At 71.1% G+C, this 16004-nt stretch carries 14 protein-coding genes; 3 read left to right on the forward strand and 11 right to left on the reverse strand.

Translation table 11 applies throughout. The features are described 5' to 3' along the window. Positions 1 to 2 precede the first annotated feature (2 nt). The 5 genes from CITRI_RS19715 to CITRI_RS0113480 form a co-directional block, all read right to left on the reverse strand. A complete protein-coding gene (locus CITRI_RS19715; protein ID WP_157998935.1) occupies positions 3 to 179 on the reverse strand; it encodes a hypothetical protein in 177 nt (58 codons plus the stop codon). A gap of 355 nt (positions 180 to 534) precedes the next feature. After that, positions 535 to 945, reverse strand: a complete 411-nt coding sequence (locus CITRI_RS0113465) for a hypothetical protein (protein ID WP_010145409.1) — start codon at positions 943 to 945, stop codon at positions 535 to 537. A 235-nt stretch (positions 946 to 1180) separates the two neighbouring features. Then, complete coding sequence (locus tag CITRI_RS19465) at positions 1181 to 1696, reverse strand: hypothetical protein (protein WP_141566118.1); 516 nt, start codon at positions 1694 to 1696, stop codon at positions 1181 to 1183. 406 nt (positions 1697 to 2102) lie between these two features. Further along, the gene (locus CITRI_RS0113475; RefSeq protein ID WP_010145411.1) at positions 2103 to 2954 is read right to left on the reverse strand and encodes a putative hydro-lyase; all 852 of its coding nucleotides are present in this window, start codon (positions 2952 to 2954) and stop codon (positions 2103 to 2105) included. Further along, a complete protein-coding gene (locus CITRI_RS0113480; protein WP_010145412.1) occupies positions 2951 to 4222 on the reverse strand; it encodes an NRAMP family divalent metal transporter in 1272 nt (423 codons plus the stop codon). Before CITRI_RS0113480 ends, CITRI_RS0113475 begins: the two co-directional genes overlap by 4 nt. A 224-nt stretch (positions 4223 to 4446) precedes the next feature. Between CITRI_RS0113480 and CITRI_RS0113485 the strand changes: the two genes are divergently transcribed. Then, a complete protein-coding gene (locus CITRI_RS0113485; RefSeq protein ID WP_010145414.1) occupies positions 4447 to 4719 on the forward strand; it encodes a Rho termination factor N-terminal domain-containing protein in 273 nt (90 codons plus the stop codon). A gap of 21 nt (positions 4720 to 4740) precedes the next feature. Here CITRI_RS0113485 and CITRI_RS0113490 read toward each other — a convergent pair whose 3' ends face one another. Together CITRI_RS0113490 and CITRI_RS17815 are read right to left on the reverse strand one after the other, a co-directional pair. After that, complete coding sequence (locus CITRI_RS0113490; RefSeq protein ID WP_010145415.1) at positions 4741 to 5811, reverse strand: DNA topoisomerase IB; 1071 nt, start codon at positions 5809 to 5811, stop codon at positions 4741 to 4743. Position 5812: 1 nt separating this feature from the next. Beyond that, positions 5813 to 6898 carry a Ku protein gene (locus CITRI_RS17815; RefSeq protein WP_040386480.1) on the reverse strand — a complete coding sequence of 362 codons (1086 nt, stop codon included), beginning with the start codon at positions 6896 to 6898 and terminating at the stop codon, positions 5813 to 5815. A gap of 42 nt (positions 6899 to 6940) precedes the next feature. On the opposite strand from CITRI_RS17815, the gene CITRI_RS0113500 reads away from it, so the two are divergent. Together CITRI_RS0113500 and CITRI_RS17820 are read left to right on the forward strand one after the other, a co-directional pair. Beyond that, complete coding sequence (locus tag CITRI_RS0113500) at positions 6941 to 9547, forward strand: ATP-dependent DNA ligase (protein ID WP_010145417.1); 2607 nt, start codon at positions 6941 to 6943, stop codon at positions 9545 to 9547. Continuing rightward, positions 9544 to 10113, forward strand: coding sequence for a DUF6328 family protein (locus CITRI_RS17820; protein ID WP_010145418.1), 570 nt, complete (start codon positions 9544 to 9546; stop codon positions 10111 to 10113). Before CITRI_RS0113500 ends, CITRI_RS17820 begins: the two co-directional genes overlap by 4 nt. Positions 10114 to 10118: 5 nt before the next feature. Here CITRI_RS17820 and CITRI_RS0113510 read toward each other — a convergent pair whose 3' ends face one another. The 4 genes from CITRI_RS0113510 to CITRI_RS0113525 are packed head-to-tail and all read right to left on the reverse strand — an operon-like array spanning position 10119 to position 16003. Beyond that, entirely contained in the window at positions 10119 to 11546 is a 1428-nt protein-coding gene (locus tag CITRI_RS0113510) for an NAD-dependent succinate-semialdehyde dehydrogenase (protein WP_010145419.1), read from the reverse strand. Next, positions 11543 to 13384 carry an amidase gene (locus tag CITRI_RS0113515; RefSeq protein ID WP_050813698.1) on the reverse strand — a complete coding sequence of 614 codons (1842 nt, stop codon included), beginning with the start codon at positions 13382 to 13384 and terminating at the stop codon, positions 11543 to 11545. The genes CITRI_RS0113510 and CITRI_RS0113515 overlap by 4 nt, the downstream gene beginning before the upstream one ends. Next, positions 13371 to 14447 (reverse strand): agmatine/peptidylarginine deiminase, encoded by a 1077-nt coding sequence (locus CITRI_RS0113520; RefSeq protein ID WP_010145422.1) that lies wholly within the window; start codon positions 14445 to 14447, stop codon positions 13371 to 13373. Before CITRI_RS0113520 ends, CITRI_RS0113515 begins: the two co-directional genes overlap by 14 nt. After that, the gene (locus CITRI_RS0113525; RefSeq protein WP_010145423.1) at positions 14447 to 16003 is read right to left on the reverse strand and encodes an APC family permease; all 1557 of its coding nucleotides are present in this window, start codon (positions 16001 to 16003) and stop codon (positions 14447 to 14449) included. Before CITRI_RS0113525 ends, CITRI_RS0113520 begins: the two co-directional genes overlap by 1 nt. Position 16004: the final 1 nt, after the last annotated feature.

Genomic DNA, 16004 nt, shown 5'->3' on the forward strand with positions numbered 1-16004 from the left:
GGTTATGAGAAATCGGAATACCGGGCCGAGCCGTCGGTGTACTTATAGCCGATGGGGAACTGCTCGATGATGACATGCCCGGGAAACTCATCCTGGACCGCTTCCGCGAACTTATCGGCGTCACCCGGGTCGTCGAATACTCCCAAGACGACGTTGTCGGGCGTTTTGTCCTGCTGCACGATCCACACCCTGCGCTCATGCCTCCGCCATCTCATGCCGCCAGCATAGGTTTCAGCGCGCGGGAGCCCGAGGCCGGGCCTCCGCGCTGCAAGGGGATCGTCATCCGGGGTCAGTTTGTGAGTCAATCATCCAACCCTGTCCTGCAGGGCCCGGCGTTGGTGGCGGAAGACTGGCCTCCCCCTGTGGACCGCGAAGACCATGAGCAGCACGCCGAAGGGAGGCAGGAATCCCGGGGGAAGGTAATGCCGGTCAGGCCCGGAACCTCGGCGTCGACCAGCACGAGCCCCGCGGCCAGGCTCGCGCCCAGGATCCGCCACCAGGCGCGGTGCTGGGCTGGCGCGAGGGGCCGTCAGGCTACTGGGCGTTGCCGGCCGGCTGGAACAGCCATGTGACAGAGGTGACCATCAACAGGGCGGGAACCCCGGTCATCACCTGGGGCTGTGATGCACCCAGGACCAGGAACAATAGGAGCAGGCAGCCTGCCGCCATCACCCCGGCCCAGATGTACCTCCACCGTTGGCCCGTGAGCTCCGGGGCCCGGCCCCGGGACCGCAGCCCGATCCCGATGAGGATCAAGATCGCGGCCGCAATCGCCACGGTCCCACACGCTGCCGCCAGCCACGCCACCATGCGGGCGGCCTCGTCGGGGCCGAACCGGTAGGGCCAGTTCACCACCCAGGGAACCAGCCCCAAACACACGATCAGGACCCCGCCTGCGATCCGTACCTGCTTGGCGCGGGCGTGCGAGGTACTTGTCGAGGCCACAGTGGCTCCTTCGCATGTTTCGGTGAGCTCAGCGCATGTGCGGCCTCGCTGGTATGGCCCCATCATTCGATTTGACTAGGCCTGACCGCAATACCTGGCAGCAAACCGCCGTGCCTCTAAGGGATCCCTTCACGCCACGCTGGCGTCGTCTGAAGGGCTGGGTAGTCAACCTGAACTCATCGCAAGCTGCGTCGATAGCTGAGGCGGCGGCTCAGCAAAGTGCGGACCCGCCGGGTCAGGGCGTGGTGGGTTGCCGGTTCGCCGTCGGCACCGAACGCACGGCTTGCCACGCGAGAAAGCCGACGATCGCGATGTTCAGGACGACCATGGAGGCCTCGACGGGCAACGGAATAAGCCGCCACGCCAACACCTGGCTCAACCCGACGGCCAACACGACGACGCCAGACACGACCACCGCGGTGCGGTCACGTCGCTCGCGCCAGGAGAGCAGCCCGGAGCCCAGCAACCACAACCCCACCAGTGCGCTGGGGCCCACGGCAAACGAAGTCAACGCCAGCGCTGCCACGCTGACGCCAACAGCGCCAACTAGGAGCTGCAGTCCAGAACCGAGCTGGCCAGTTAGTCCAGCCAGGATCACCATGCCGGCCAGGGGCACCAATAAGCAGACGATGACGGCAACGCCCGCCCAAGGCCACCCGGTCCAGTTAAACCAGATCGTTGGTGCGAGGGCACCGGCCAGGGCACCTACTGCCGAACAGGCCAGCAACAGGCACGCATGCCAATCGGACACTGCCCAAGCGGCCGTCGACGGTTTCGGAGACCGCCCGTAATGCGTCGCAGATTCTTGAGCATCCCCCATGGGTCGGAGCCTACCGCCGCCCCTCGAACTGCCCCGTAAGTGGAACGACTTACGGCCACGCCAACAGCTCATCTGGACAAGCGACAGCGTGCCTCGGGCATCGTCCCGTAGGCCCCGTCCGGTGGTCCGTCCCGGTGACGGGACGCCATGCGACACGCCCATGAACAGGTCCATCTCCGGTGACGCGGTGTAAAGGTGCCTGCACGGAGATCATTCACCCGTCGCCGGCGGGTGTCATCCAGCTCAAGCGGCCGGCCTCGCGGACGAGAAGACGGAGCTCAGTATGCAGTCGACTTCTCGTCGATGACGGGCGAACGCCTGCCTCCGGCATGCCGCCTCACGGCACCAGGTAGTCCGAGTCCCGGGCATCCGTGATGAGCATGTGGCCCGGCGCGTGGCCGATCGCCAGGGGAGGCCGGGACTCCATGACCGCGGCCTGCGGGGTGACCCCGCACGCCCAGAACACCGGCAGGTGCCCCTCCGGGACCTGCACCGGATCGCCGAAGTCCGGACGCGAGAGGTCCTCGATGCCCAACTCGTGCGGCGCGCCCACGTGCACGGGTGCTCCGTGGACGGCCGGATAGCGCGAGGTGATCCGCACGGCGTCGGCCACCTGGGCGGCCGGGACCGGGCGCATCGAGACCACCAGCGGCCCGGCGAGTCCACCGGCCGGGGCGCAGCGCACCGAGGTGCGGTACATCGGCACGTTCACGCCCTGCTCCTGGTGCGCGACCGGCACGCCCCCGGCCACCAGGGCCGCCTCGAAGGTGAAGGAACAGCCGACGATGAACGTCACCAGGTCCTCCCGCCAGTACTCGGTGACCGACGTCGGCTCGGCCACCGGCACGCCGTCCTCGTAGACCACGTACTTCGGCACGTCGGTCCGGACGTCCCCGCCGGCCAGCAACTCGGAGGTGACCTCGCCGGCGTCGAGCACGCCCAGCAGGGGCATCGGCTTCGGGTTGCGCTGGGCGAACAGCAGCAGATCGAAGGCATGGGAGCGCGGGACGATGATCAGGTTCGCCTGTGCATAGCCGGCGGAGAAGCCCGACGTCGGCCGCACCAGTCCGGCGCGGAACAGGGCCCGGGCCTCGGCGGGGGAGAGCGCCTGGGCCTCGGCGGGGGACGGTGACGGGGTGGCCGACGGCCGGTCCCCGGAACCGGGTGCGGCGGGGGTGGTCAGGTTCATGCGCCGGTCATCATCTCGATGGCGGGGACGAAGGAGTTGACGGACAGGAACGCGGTGATGAGCCACACGGCCACGCCGATCACGATCAGCCACACGGGGTAGCGGTACCCGTGCAACAGGTCCCGGCGGCGGATGGCCACCCACAGCAGCACGCCGAAGCCGATCGGCAGGATCAGCCCGTTGAACGCGCCGGCGAAGACGAGCAGGGTCTGCGGCGCCTGGCCGAGCAGCAGGAAGGCGATGGTGCACACCACGATGAAGGCGACGGTGAGCAGGTTGCGACGGCGGGGGTTGCCGTCGGACCGGGTGACGAAGGAGATGGAGGTGTAGGAGGCGCCGATGACCGAGGTGACGGCCGCGGCCCACAGGATGACCCCGAACATCCGCAGGCCGATCTCACCGGCGGCGCTCTGGAAGGCCTCCGCGGCCAGGTTGTCACTGGTCAGCGCCACACCGCCGGCGACCACGCCGAAGATGGCCAGGAACAGCAGGGTGCGCATGACGGCCGTGACGATGATGCTCAGCACGGAGGTGCGGCTGATCTGCTTGATCGCCCGCTCGCCCCGGACGCCCGAGTCGATCATGCGGTGCGCCCCGGCGTAGGTGATGTACCCGCCGACGGTGCCTCCCACGAGGGTGGTGATGACCAGGAAGTCGACCTGCTCGGGGAACACCGTGTTGCGCAGGGCCTCCCCGACGGGCGGGGCGGCGACGATCGCCACGTAGAGCATCAGCAGGATCATGACCGCGCCGAGCAGGACGACGATCCGGTCCAGGGCCATGCCCGCCCGCTTGGACAGGAAGATCAGGATGGCGATGACCGCCGAGGCGGCGCCGCCGATCTTGGGGTCCAGGCCGAACATCGCGTTCGCCCCGAGGCCGGTTCCGGCGATGTTGCCGATGTTGAAGATCGCCCCGCCGACGAACACGAGCGCGGCGAGCACCCAGCCGACACCGGGCAGGACCTTGTTCCCCAGCTCCTGGGCCCGCAGTCCGGAGATGCCGATGACCCGCCACACGTTGAGCTGGACCGCGATGTCGACGAGCGTGGAGACCACGATCGCGAACGCGAAGGCGGCGCCGAGCTGGACCGTGAAGGTGGCGGTCTGCGCGATGAAGCCCGGGCCGATCGCGCTGGTGGCCATCAGGAACATGGCGCCGAGCAGCGCGGTGCGCTGGGCCTTGACGGTCAGGGGGACCTTCTCGGGGTGCCCTCCCGCGGACCCGGCGGGGTCCGTGCCGGTGGCCGGCTTCGCAGTGTCCTTCATGGTTCCTCCCGGGGGGTGGGTGACTGGCATCACAGATGCAGGCTGGTGAGAAGGCTACCGGTTGTTCAACAATCCACGCAAGACATTGTTCAACAATCACGGCTGCAGGCGCAGGTGCAGGCGCGGGCGCCGGTAGAGGTGCAGGTGTGGGAAGGGCACCGCTGGACGTGCCGGGCCCGCCCCGGCACTTGAACTTCCGCCGTCGGCCGGAGAACACTGGGGTCATGCCCCAGAAGAACGACGACGCCCCGCAGCTCAAGGACCAGGAGATGTACGAGTCCCTCCGCGAGCAGGGGGCCAGCAAGGAGAAGGCGGCCCGGATCTCGAACGCCGCCGCCCGGGACGGCCGCTCCGAGGTGGGGGAGCGCGGCGGGGAATCCGGGTCCTACGAGGACTGGACGGTCGAGGAACTCAAGGACCGGGCCAGGGAACTGGAGATCACCGGATACTCGGACCTGCGCAAGGACGAGCTGATCGAGAAGCTGCGCAACCACTGAGCCTCCGGGCAGGTCCTGGGCTCAGTCACCGTCGCCCCCGGTCAGCAGGGCCAGCAAGGCCCGGTCCGGCTGGCGCCTCAGGTCCATGACCCGGCCCTTCTCGAACAGGTCCAGCACCCGGGGGTCGATGTAGGACTCCCGTGCCACGGTGGGGGTGTTGTGCAGCAGCTCGGCGCTGGCCCGCACGGCGATCCGCACCGCCTCCGGTGAGGTGGCCCCCGCCCGGTGGGACCGCGCCAGCGACCGGGCCGCGGCCATCGTGCCCTGCCACGTGCGGAAGTCCTTGGCCGTGAACTCCAGCCCCGCGATCTCGGTCAGGTACTCGTTCACGGCCTCGGCCGAGACGCCCCTCCACTCCTTGCGGCGTCCGGTCCTCACCGGGTAGCAGACCGCGGGCGCCGTGCGCGGGGCGAGCGGCACGCCGGCGAAGAACTCCGCCAGGTCCGCGTCCCGCAGGCTGAGGTCCCATTCGCTGCCGGACTTGCCCCGGAACACCAGGCGGACCTCCTCCCCCTGGACCTCGACGTGCCGCCGCTGCAGGGTGGTGGCTCCGAAGGCCTCCAGCTGCCCCGAGTGCTCCTTCCCGCCGACGCGCAGGGCGCCGCGGTCCATCAGGCGCACGGCCGCTGCCAGGGCCCGACGCCGGCCGGTCGCCTCCGCCGGGGCGGTTCCCGTCCCGGCCCGCCCCGTCCCGCGGCCGGTGCCGGCCGGGTGTGGGGCGGCGCCGCCGTCGTGGTCCTGCGCACCGGAGCGCAGATCCCGGGTGACCCGCCGGCGCAGGGAGGGCAGGGTCTGGCCGAACGAGATCGACTTCTCGAACTTCTCGGCGTCCCGGTCCGCGCGCCACTGCGGGTGATAGAGGTACTGGGTGCGCCCGGCGTCGTCCACGCCGGTGGCCTGGATGTGGGAGTTCTCCTCGGCGGCGATCCACACCTGGTTCCAGGCCGGCGGGATCGCCAGTGCCCGGATCCGCCCGAGGGTGTCCTCGCGGGTGATCCGGCGGCCGTTGGCGCCCCAGTAGGTGAAGCCCCGTCCCGCCCGGCGCCGGGTGTACCCGCCGGTGCCGGGCGAGACCGTCTCCAGCCGCGGCACCTCAGGCGCTCTTGCGTCGAGAGGACGAGGTCCCGGTCTTCTTCCGCGGGGACCGGCCGGAGGACTTCGCCGTGGTCTTCGCGGACTTCGCCGAGCCCCCCGACGAGCCCTTCGCCGAACCCCCCGACGAGTTCTTCGTCGAGCCCTTCGAGGACGTCGTCCCGGAGGCACCCTTCCGGCCCGAGGCGGCCGACTTCTTCGAGGCCCCGGAGGCGCGCGACGTCGAACTGCCCTTCGCGGACCCGGACCTGCCGGACCCGGTGGACCTGCCGGAGCGGGTGGTGCGGCCCCGGCCGCGCTTGCGGTCCAGGGAGGCCTTGAGCGCCTCCATCAGGTCGATGACCTCCGCGTCCTCACCCGCGTCCTCGTCGGACCCGGACGCCCCGAAGGTCGCCTCGGTGTCCAGGGAGTCACCCTGCTCGAGCTTGGCGTCGATCAGCTTGCGCAGCTCCACCTGGTACGTGTCCTCGAACTCTTCCGGCGTGAAGTCGGAGGCGAACTGGTCCACGAGCGCCTTGGCCAGCTTCTTCTCCTTGGGGCTGATCTTGGCCCGGGACCGGGTGGCGGGGAAGTCGACCTCCCGGATCTCGTCCGCCCAGTGCATGCCCTGCAGCACCAGCACGTCATCCTGCACCCGCAGCACGCCCAGCCGGGTCTTCTGCCGCAGCGCGAAGGTGACGATCGCGGTACGGTCCGTGGACTGCAGGGCCTCGCGCAGCAGCAGGTAGGACTTGGGCGACTTGCCCTGCGGTTCCAGGAAGTAGCTCTTCTCGAGCGTCACCGGGTCCACCTGGTCGGAGGGGACGAACTGGACCACCTCGATCTCGTCATTGGTGGCCTCGGGGAGGGCCTCGAACTCCTCCTCGTGGATCACCACGGTCTGGTCGCCGTCGTCGTAGGCCTTGTCGATGTGCTCGTAGTCGATCTTCTTCCCGCACACCTCGCACCGGCGCTGGTACCGGATCCTGCCGCCGTCGGCGTCGTGGACCTGGTGGAAGGACACGTCATGGTCGGTGGTGGTGGAGTATGCCTTGACAGGGACGTTCACCAGCCCGAAAGTGATAGATCCAGACCAAATGGCTCGCATGGCGGTCAGCATATGCGGCCGCCGGGGGGCGCGGGAGGGCACGTGGCACGGACAACCCGCCAGACCTACACCGTGGGGCAGAGATCGCTCTCCGTCTCCAACCTCGACAAGGTCCTCTACCCGGCCACCGGCACCACCAAGGCCGAGGTGATGCGCTACTACCTCGGGGTCGCCGACGTGCTCATCCCGCAGGTCGCCCGCCGGCCGGTCACCCGCAAGCGCTGGGTCGACGGCGTGGGAACCGCGGACAGGCCCGGCACCGTGTTCTTCCGCAAGGACCTCGAGGACTCCGCCCCAGCCTGGATCCCCACCGGCCGGATCGTCCACGCCGAGCGGACCAACACCTACCCGCTGGCCGACGAGCCGGCCGTGCTGGCCTGGTTCGCGCAGGTCGCGGCCCTGGAACTGCACACCCCGCAATGGCGCTTCGGCCGCAACGGCCAGCCGCGCAACCCGGACCGGCTCGTGCTGGACCTGGACCCCGGCGAGGGCGCCGGGCTCGCCGAGTGCGCGGAGGTGGCCCGGTTGTGCCGTGACCTGCTCACGGACATGGGGCTGGAGGCCTACCCCGTCACCTCCGGGTCCAAGGGCATCCACCTGTACGCGGGGCTGGACGGCAGGCACAATGCCGAGGCCGTCAGCGCGGTCGCCCACGAACTGGCCCGCGCCCTGGAGGCCGACCACCGTGACCTGGTGGTCTCGGCGATGAAGCGGTCCCTGCGCGCGGGCAAGGTGTTCGTGGACTGGAGCCAGAACAACGCCTCCAAGACCACGGTCAGCCCCTACTCGCTGCGCGGACGGGAGCACCCGTGGGTGGCCGCGCCCCGGACCTGGGAGGAACTGGAGGACCCCCGGCTGCGCCACCTCGAGTTCGAGGAGGTCCTGGAACGGGTGGCCGGGGGCCTGGACCCCCTCGCCCCGCTGGGCTGGACCCCGGACGGCCCAGGCGGTGGGGGTGGCGGCGATGGGGACGACGACGGTGGCGCGGGTACCGGCAGCGGCACGGCCGAGGCCATCGACAGACTCTCCAAGTACCGTTCCATGCGCGACCCGGACAAGACCGCCGAACCGGTCCCGGCGCAGCCTCCGGCCGAACGGGAGCTCGGTGAGGGACAGCTGCCCGGCTTCGTGATCCAGGAGCACCACGCCCGCCGCCTGCACTGGGACTTCCGGCTGGAGCACTCCGGGGTGCTGGTGTCCTGGGCCGTGCCGAAGGGCCCGCCGCTGGACACGGACCAGAACCGGCTGGCCGTGATGACGGAGGACCACCCGCTGGAGTACGGCACCTTCGAGGGCACGATCGCCCCGGGCGAGTACGGGGCCGGGGAGGTCACCATCTGGGACTCGGGCACCTGGGAGCTGGAGAAGTGGCGCGAGGGCAAGGAGGTCATCGGCGTCCTGCACGGTCGCCCGGACGGCGGGCTCGGCGGGGTGCCCCGCCGCTACGCGCTGATCAACGCACCCGGCATGGGCGGGGAGCGCAACTGGCTGATCCACCTGATGAAGGACCAGCCGGACACCGGGCAGGCCGCGCCCGGGGTCCCGGCCCAGGACGCGACGACGACGGAACGAAAGAAGGCGGCAGGGAAGAAAGCGACGGAGAAGAACGCCACGGGGGAGACATCAGGGACGAAGCCGGCGGGGAAGAAGAGAGCGAGGACCGGTCCCGCGGCCTCCTTCGGCCCGGAGGACCTGCCGGCCCCCATGCTGGCCACGGTGGGCCGCCCCGCGGACCTGACCGCGGACGAGGACTGGTCCTTCGAGATGAAGTGGGACGGCTGGCGGGTGATCGCCGGGGTCAGCCAGGATCGGGTGGTCCTGGCCAGCAGGAACGGCCAGGACCTGACCGACCGCTATCCCGCGCTGCAGGAACTCACCGGGCTGCTGCGGGGCGAGGCCGCGGACCGCGGGGGAGCGGTGCTCGACGGTGAGCTGGTGGCCCTCGACGACCGGGGCAGGCCGGACTTCGGGCTGCTGCAGGACGGGACCGGGGAACTGCGCCTCATCGTGTTCGACATCCTCCAGCTCGGCCCGCCCGGCACGTCACAGCACCGTCGCCATTCGCTGCTGCGCACCGCCCACGGTGAGCGACGGGCGATCCTGGAGGCCTCCCTCGCAGAGGGGGAGGTGGTGTCCGTGCCACCGGCCTACCACGGCTCGCTGGCCCAGGCCCAGCGGATCAGCCGCGCGATGGGGCTGGAGGGCGTGGTGGCCAAGCGCACCGGTTCCGTCTACCTGCCGGGCCGCCGCGGGTCGGCGTGGATCAAGCTCAAGCTGCAGCAGCACCAGGAGATCGTGGTGATCGGCGTCCGCGAGGGCCGGGGCGAGCGCTCCGGCGGCGTCGGCTCCCTGCTGGCGGCCATTCCGGACGAGAGCGGGACACTGCGCTACGCGGGCCGGGTGGGCACGGGCTTCTCGGCCGACCAGCTGGCAGAGGTGGAACAGCGGCTGCGGCCACTGGCCCGGGACACCCCGCCCGTGGACGACGTCCCGGCCGAGGACCGTGCGGACGCCTGGTGGGTCACCCCGTCGGAGGTGGCCGAGGTGTCCCTGGCGGGACGCACCCGCGCCGGGCGGCTGCGCCAGGCGTCCTGGCGGGGCTGGCGGCCGGACAAGTCCGTGGACGAGGTCCGTTGGGAGGTCCCGTGAACGAGGCCGGCCGGCGGGACGGCGCCGGTCCGCCGGCGGATCCGGGTCCGTCCGGGAAGCACTCCGGCCGGCCCGTGGACCCCACCGGGCTGCGGCACGAGACGCCCGCCGAGAAGCTGGACCGGAACTGGAACGACCTGCTCCAGGAGCTGCGGGTGATGCAGACCGGGACGCAGATCGTCACCGCGTTCCTGATCGTGCTGCCCTTCCAGGCCCGCTTCGAGGAGGTGGCCGGGGAGATGACCGGCTGGTACATGGCCCTGTTGCTGGCCGCGGTGGTCCTGACGACCCTGATGCTGCTGCCCGTGGTCATCCACCGACGGCTGTTCGGCCGGCACGTCAAGGACCAGACCGTGGCCTGGGGGAACCTGCTGGTGAAGGTCTGCCTGGCCGGGCAGGGGGCGCTGCTGGCCGGGTGCGTGGCGCTCATCGCGCACGCCGTGCTCGAGCCTGACCGGGCCTGGTGGATCGCCGGTGTCACCGCCGCGGTGATCGCGCTGCTGATGCTGGCGCTGCCACCGCGGCGGGTCCACGCGAGCGACGAGGGTGACGCCGGCGGTCGCTGAGGCGACTACCGGGTCCGGGCCACGGACATGAGCCGCTTGTTCACGAACTCGTCCATGCCCAGCGGCCCGAGCTCCCGACCGAAACCGGAGCGCTTCACGCCGCCGAAGGGCATGTTCGCGGCCTCCGGTGGCGACTGGTTGGCGCCGACCATCCCGGCCTCCAGCTGCTCGGCGAACCGCTCGGCCCGCTCCGCCTCGGTGGCGAACACGGTCGAGCCCAGGCCGTAGGGGGTGTTGTTGGCCAGGGCGAGCGCCTCCTCGTCACTGGACACCCGGTACACCGCCAGGACCGGGCCGAAGAACTCCTCGCGGTAGACGTCGGCGTCCTGGGGGATGTCCGTGATCACGGCCGGCTCCACGTAGAAACCCTCCCGGTCGGCACGCCGGCCGCCCACGTGCAGGGTGCCGCCGGCAGCCACCGCGCGCTCGATCTGGTCGACCAGGGTCTGCGCCGCGGACTCCGAGGACAGCGGGCCGAAGGTGCCCTCCCGCTCCTGGGCCGGATCGGCGGGCTGCAGTCCGGAGACCTGCTGCACCAGTTCGTCGACGAAGTCGTCGAAGACGTCGTCCATGACGATCAGGCGCTTGTTCGAGTTGCACGCCTGGCCGGTGTTCTCCAGCCGGATGGCCAGCGCGTCGCGGGCCGCCTGGCGGGGATCGTCCGTGGAGAGGATGACGTAGGGGTCGGACCCGCCCAGTTCCAGGACGGCCTTCTTCAGGTGCCGGCCGGCCTGCTCGGCCACCGCGGCGCCGGCCCGCTCGGAACCCGTCAGCGAGACGCCCAGGACCCGGGGGTCGGCGATGATCGTGCCGACCTGGTCGTGCGTGGCGAACAGGTTCTGGTAGACCCCCTCGGGCACGCCGGCGTCGCGGAACAGCTGCTCGATGGCCAGCGCGGACTCGGGGACGATCTCGGCGTGCTTGAGCAGGATGGTGTTGCCCAGCACCAGGTTCGGGGCGGCGAAGCGGGCCACCTGGTAGTACGGGTAGTTCCACGGCATGATGCCCAGCAGCACGCCCAGCGGCCGGCGCTGGATGACGTTGCTGGACCCGTCGGTGCTGTCGAGGACCTGGTCGGCGGCGAGCTGCGGGCCGTTGTCCGCGTAGTACCGGAAGATCTCCGCGCTGAACTCGGCCTCCCCGCGGGACTCGGCGATCGGCTTGCCCATCTCGCGGGTGATGGTCTCGGCCAGCGCGTCGGCACGCTCCTCGAACAGCTCCGCGATCCGGGCCACGATCCCGGCCCGCTCGCCGATGTCGCGGGAGCGCCAGTCCTCGAAGGCCCGGTGGGCGGTGGCGATGGCCTGCTCGACCTGCTCGTCGGTGGCGACCGGGTGTTCGCTGACGGTCCGGCCGGTGGCCGGATTGACGGCGCGATAGGCCGGTGAGGTGGTGGGGGTGGTGTCGGTGCTCACAGTGTCCATGGTGGTCATGATGCCTCTTCCGTGCGTGGGGTGGAATGCGTGGAGGGGGATTCGGTGGTCGGTGCTCGGGCCGTGGTCCGTGGTGGCGGGGACCGATACGGTCCGGTCGCCTCGAACGCGCAGGCTAGCCGGAGCAGGGCGGTGTCGTCGTAGGCGCGGCCGGCGAAGGTCAGCCCAAAGGGCATGCCGATGTCCGGGGCGGTGCCCATCGGGACGGTGACGGTGGGGATGCCCAGGTGCCGGGGGACCAGGTTGCCGTTGGCCACCCAGGTCCCGTTGCGCCAGGCCAGTTCGGCCGAGCGGGGGTTCACGTCGGCGTCGGCGGGCCCGACGTCGGCCAGGGCGGGGAAGACAACCGCATCCAGTCCCAGCCCGTCCATCCAGTCCTCGAGGTCGGTCCGGCGGGTCTGTTCCAGTCCGGCGAGGCCCTGCGCCAGGTGCGGGATCGACTCCACCGTGGTTCCGGGCCGGCGGGTCCGGATGATCTCGGGGAAGGCGGCGATGTCGTCGCCGAACCCCTCGTAGCGGTCCGGCAGGGCGCCGGGCGGGTGCGGGAAGATCCGGGCGCCGTCCACCCGGGCCAGCGTGTCCAGTCCCGGGTCCCCGTTGGCCTGGAGGAAGTCCTCCCAGGCCCACGCGGACAACTCGCTGACCTCCGTGTGCAGGAACTCGGGGGACACCAGTCCGCGGGTGGCGATGGTCGGGGCCCCGGGGCGGTCGCCCTCGTAGTTCGTGACGACCGGGAAGTCCACCGCCACGACGGTGGCACCGGCCGCCTCCAGGGCCGCCCGCGCCGCCTCCCAGAGCTCGATCACGGAGGCGCGCGTCTCCACGCGCCGGCCCATCGGGCCCCCGATGCCGGCGGACCCGCGGTGGTCGGGTCCGGTGCCGGCCTCCGGGTCGGCGTTGACGTACATCCGGGGCACGCCCAGTCGCCTGCCCGTCAGGGCGCCCCGGCCGCCGTCGGGCCCGGAGGCCGCGGCGAGGGCGGGGTAGGACGGTGGCCGGACGTCACCGGCCCGCGGGAGGGGGATCCACGGCTGAAGGCGCCAGAAGTCCCCGCGGGTGGTGTGGTCGTCGGCGACGATGACGTCCAGCACCTCGAGCAGGTCCGCCATGGAGCGGGTGTGGGGGACCACCACGTCCATGGTGGGCACCAGCGGCCAGTTGCCCCGCACGGAGATCATCCCGCGGGAGGGGGTGTAGGCGCACAGGGCGTTGCAGGAGGCGGGCGCCCGGCCGGACGACCAGGTCTCCTCACCCAGGCCGAAGGCACCGAGGCTCGCGGCCGTGGCCGTCCCGGAGCCGTTCGAGGAACCGGAGGCGAAGGCGCTGGTGAGGTAGTCGGGGTTGTAGGGACTCTCCGCCCGCCCGTACAGGCCGCGCTGCATGCCCCCGTTGGCCATGGGCGGCATGTTCGTCAACCCCAGCAGCACCGCCCCGGCGTCCCGCAGCCGCTCGATGGTGAAGGCGTCCCACCGGGCCACCAGGCCGGCGAACGCCGGTGATCCGGCCGCCACGGTCAGCCCGCGGGCCATGAACGAGTCCTTCGCGGTGTAGGGGATGCCGTCCAGCGGTCCCCGCACCGCCCCGGCGGCGCGCCGCTCGTCCGAGGCGCGGGCCTCCTCCAGGGCCCGGGGGTCGTCCACGATCACGGAGTTCAGCGGGATGCCACCGTCGGGGGCCCGGTCCGCGGCCACCGTGCCGGAGGCGGACTGCGCCGGCCGGTCATGGCGCGCGATGCGCGCCCGGTAGGCGTGCACGAGCTCCACGGCGGTGGTGCGACCGGACTCCAGGGCCGCCCGCAGCTCGGCGATGGACCTCTCGGTGACCTCAAGCATTCCCATCGACCGACCCGCGCGGGGCGAGCGTGCCCCGGTCCGTGCCCGCGGCCGGCTGCTGCTGGGTGATGCAGTGGATGCCGCCGCCGAAGGCGAAGATGTCCCGGGCGTCCACGAGTTCCACGGCGCGTCCCGGGTAGGCCTCGCCGAGGATCCCGGCGGCCCGCGCGTCGGCGGCGGGCTCGCCGAAGGCGCACAGGATGACGGCGCCATTGGCCACGTAGTGGTTGATGTAGGAGTAGTCGACCCACCCCTCGGCATCGCGCAGCGCTGACGGGGCGGGGACGTCCACCACGCGCAGCGGCCGGCCCTGGGCGTCGACCGCACCGCCCAGCTCCTCGCGTAGCCGCCGGGTGACCTGGTGGTCGGGGTGCCCGGGGTCGTCCTGGCGGTGCAGCAGCACGGTGCCGGCCTCGGTGAAGGACGCGACGATGTCCACGTGCCCGCGGGTGCCGAAGCCGTCGTAGTCCCGGGTCAGCCCGCGGGAGAGCCACACCGCGTGGGTGGTGCCCAGCTGGTCGTGGATCTCGGCCTCCACCGCGGAGCGGGTCAGCCCCGGGTTGCGGTCGGGGTCCAGTTGCACGGTCTCCGTCAGCAGGACCGTCCCCTGGCCGTCGACGTGGAACCCGCCGCCCTCGTTGACCAGCCGGGAGTCCCGCGCGGGGGCCTGGGCGTGGTGGGCGACCGCTGCGGCGAGGTGCCGGTCCTGGTCCCACCGGGCCCAGGGCTGGGCCCCCCAGCCGTTGAAGACCCAGTTGACCGCCGAGAGCGCTCCGGTGGGATCCAGGGTGAACGTCGGGCCGGAGTCGCGCATCCAGGCGTCGTCGAGGACGGTGGGGAGGATCTCGACGTCGGACCCGAGCAGGTCCCGGGCCGCCGCCTCGTCCTGCGGGTGGGTCACCACGGTGACCGGTTCGTACCGGGCGATCGTGCGCGCCACGGACGTCCAGGCGGTGCGGGCCCGCCCCAGGCCTTCCGAGCCGGGGGCCCCGAACGTGTCGTTGGGGGTGGGGAAGGACATCCAGGTGCGCTCGTGGGGCGCCCACTCCGGGGGCATGACCGGGGTCATCAGATGGTCAGCCCTTCCCCGGTGGTGTCCCGCGTGGACTCGGTGGTCTCCAGGGTCTCCCCGCGGAAGTAGGCCGGGTGGCGCAACCGGGTCCACAGCATGAGCACCACGCCCAGGACGAGCACGCCCATGCCCAGGACGAATACCATGCCCACCCCGCCGATCGAGGACCCCGACCCGTAGTCCGGATTGATCGAGTCCACGGCGGTCTGGAAGAACATGACCAGCAGGACCGCGCCGCCGATGAGCGGGAAGAGGAACTTGAACACCACGTTGCGGGCCGAGGTGAACAGCTCGCGGCGGAAGTACCAGACGCAGGCCAGGGCCGTGATGCCGTAGTAGAAGCAGATCATCAGGCCCAGGGCGGTGATGGTGTCCCACAGGGCGTTCTCGCTGAGCAGGCGGGTGATCGTGTAGAAGCCGCCGGCGGCCACGGCCGAGGAGATGGTGGCCACGGAGGGGGTGCGGAACCGGGGGCTGATGCGGGAGAACATCGGCGGCAGGGCACGGTAGTACCCCATGGCCAGCAGGGTGCGCGAGGGAGAGATCATCGTGGACTGCAGGGAGGCGAAGGAGGAGGACATGATCGCGATGGACATCAGCAGGGCGAACGGACCCATCACCGGGCTGGCGAGCACCGCGAACAGCGACTCCTGGTTGTCCGGGTTCCCGGCGCCCAGGCCCTCGGTGCCGATGCCGGCCCAGGCGATGACGGCCAGCGCGCACAGGGTGTAGATCGCCATGATGATCAGCACGGTCAGGGTGGCTGCCCGCCCGGAGGTGCGCTGGGGGTCCTTGGTCTCCTCGTTCATGGTCAGGGTGGTGTCCCAGCCCCAGAACAGGAAGATGGACAGCGAGATGCCGGCGGCGACGATGGAGAAGTCGTCGAAGCTGAACGGGTTGAACCAGTCGATGCTGATGGGCGTGGGGTCGAAGCCCTCCCCGTTGGCGGCCTGCACGAGGGCCGCCACGGCGAAGCCGCCCAGCACCAGCAGCTGGAAGCCCACGAGGACGTACTGGATGTGCTGGGTGGACTTCAGCCCCCGGTAGGAGATCCAGGCCGCCACCGCGATGAACACCAGGGTGGTGGGGATGTTGATCCACAGGCTGTCCGTCAGCTCGGCCAGCGCCGGGTTGCCGAGGACCTGGGCCAGCAGCAGGTAGAAGAAGTCCACCGCCACGGCGGCCAGGTTGGACAGCACGATCACCGTGGCCGCGATCAGGCCCCAGCCGCCCATCCAGCCGATCCACGGATTGAACGCCTTGGTGGCCCAGGTGAAGGACGTCCCGGAGTCGGGCACCCGCGAGTTGAGTTCGCGGTAGCCGAAGGCGACCAGCAGCATGGGCAGGAAGCCGAGCAGCAGGATGGCCGGCACGTGGGTGCCGACCACGGAGATGGTGGGTCCGAGCCCGGCGGTCAGGGTGTAGGCCGGGGCGATGCAGCCCACGCCGATCACGACGGCGCCGATCACCCCCACCTGGCCCCGGGCCAGTCCCTTGGCGGAGACGGCCCGGTCCTCGGCGGGACGGGGCGGCACGGTGTTGGCAGTGCTCATG

Source organism: Citricoccus sp. CH26A (assembly GCF_000224415.1).
In the GTDB taxonomy this organism is placed as follows: domain Bacteria; phylum Actinomycetota; class Actinomycetes; order Actinomycetales; family Micrococcaceae; genus Citricoccus.

Excerpts from the sequence above, each read along its gene's own strand:
- CITRI_RS0113475 (WP_010145411.1), bottom strand. The coding sequence starts at position 2,954 with ATGAACCTGACCACCCCCGCCGCACCCGGTTCCGGGGACCGGCCGTCG.
- CITRI_RS0113480 (WP_010145412.1), bottom strand. The coding sequence starts at position 4,222 with ATGAAGGACACTGCGAAGCCGGCCACCGGCACGGACCCCGCCGGGTCC.
- CITRI_RS0113485 (WP_010145414.1), top strand. The coding sequence starts at position 4,447 with ATGCCCCAGAAGAACGACGACGCCCCGCAGCTCAAGGACCAGGAGATG.
- CITRI_RS17815 (WP_040386480.1), bottom strand. The coding sequence starts at position 6,898 with ATGCGAGCCATTTGGTCTGGATCTATCACTTTCGGGCTGGTGAACGTC.
- CITRI_RS0113510 (WP_010145419.1), bottom strand. The coding sequence starts at position 11,546 with ATGACCACCATGGACACTGTGAGCACCGACACCACCCCCACCACCTCA.
- CITRI_RS0113515 (WP_050813698.1), bottom strand. The coding sequence starts at position 13,384 with ATGGGAATGCTTGAGGTCACCGAGAGGTCCATCGCCGAGCTGCGGGCG.
- CITRI_RS0113520 (WP_010145422.1), bottom strand. The coding sequence starts at position 14,447 with ATGACCCCGGTCATGCCCCCGGAGTGGGCGCCCCACGAGCGCACCTGG.
- CITRI_RS0113525 (WP_010145423.1), bottom strand. The coding sequence starts at position 16,003 with ATGAGCACTGCCAACACCGTGCCGCCCCGTCCCGCCGAGGACCGGGCC.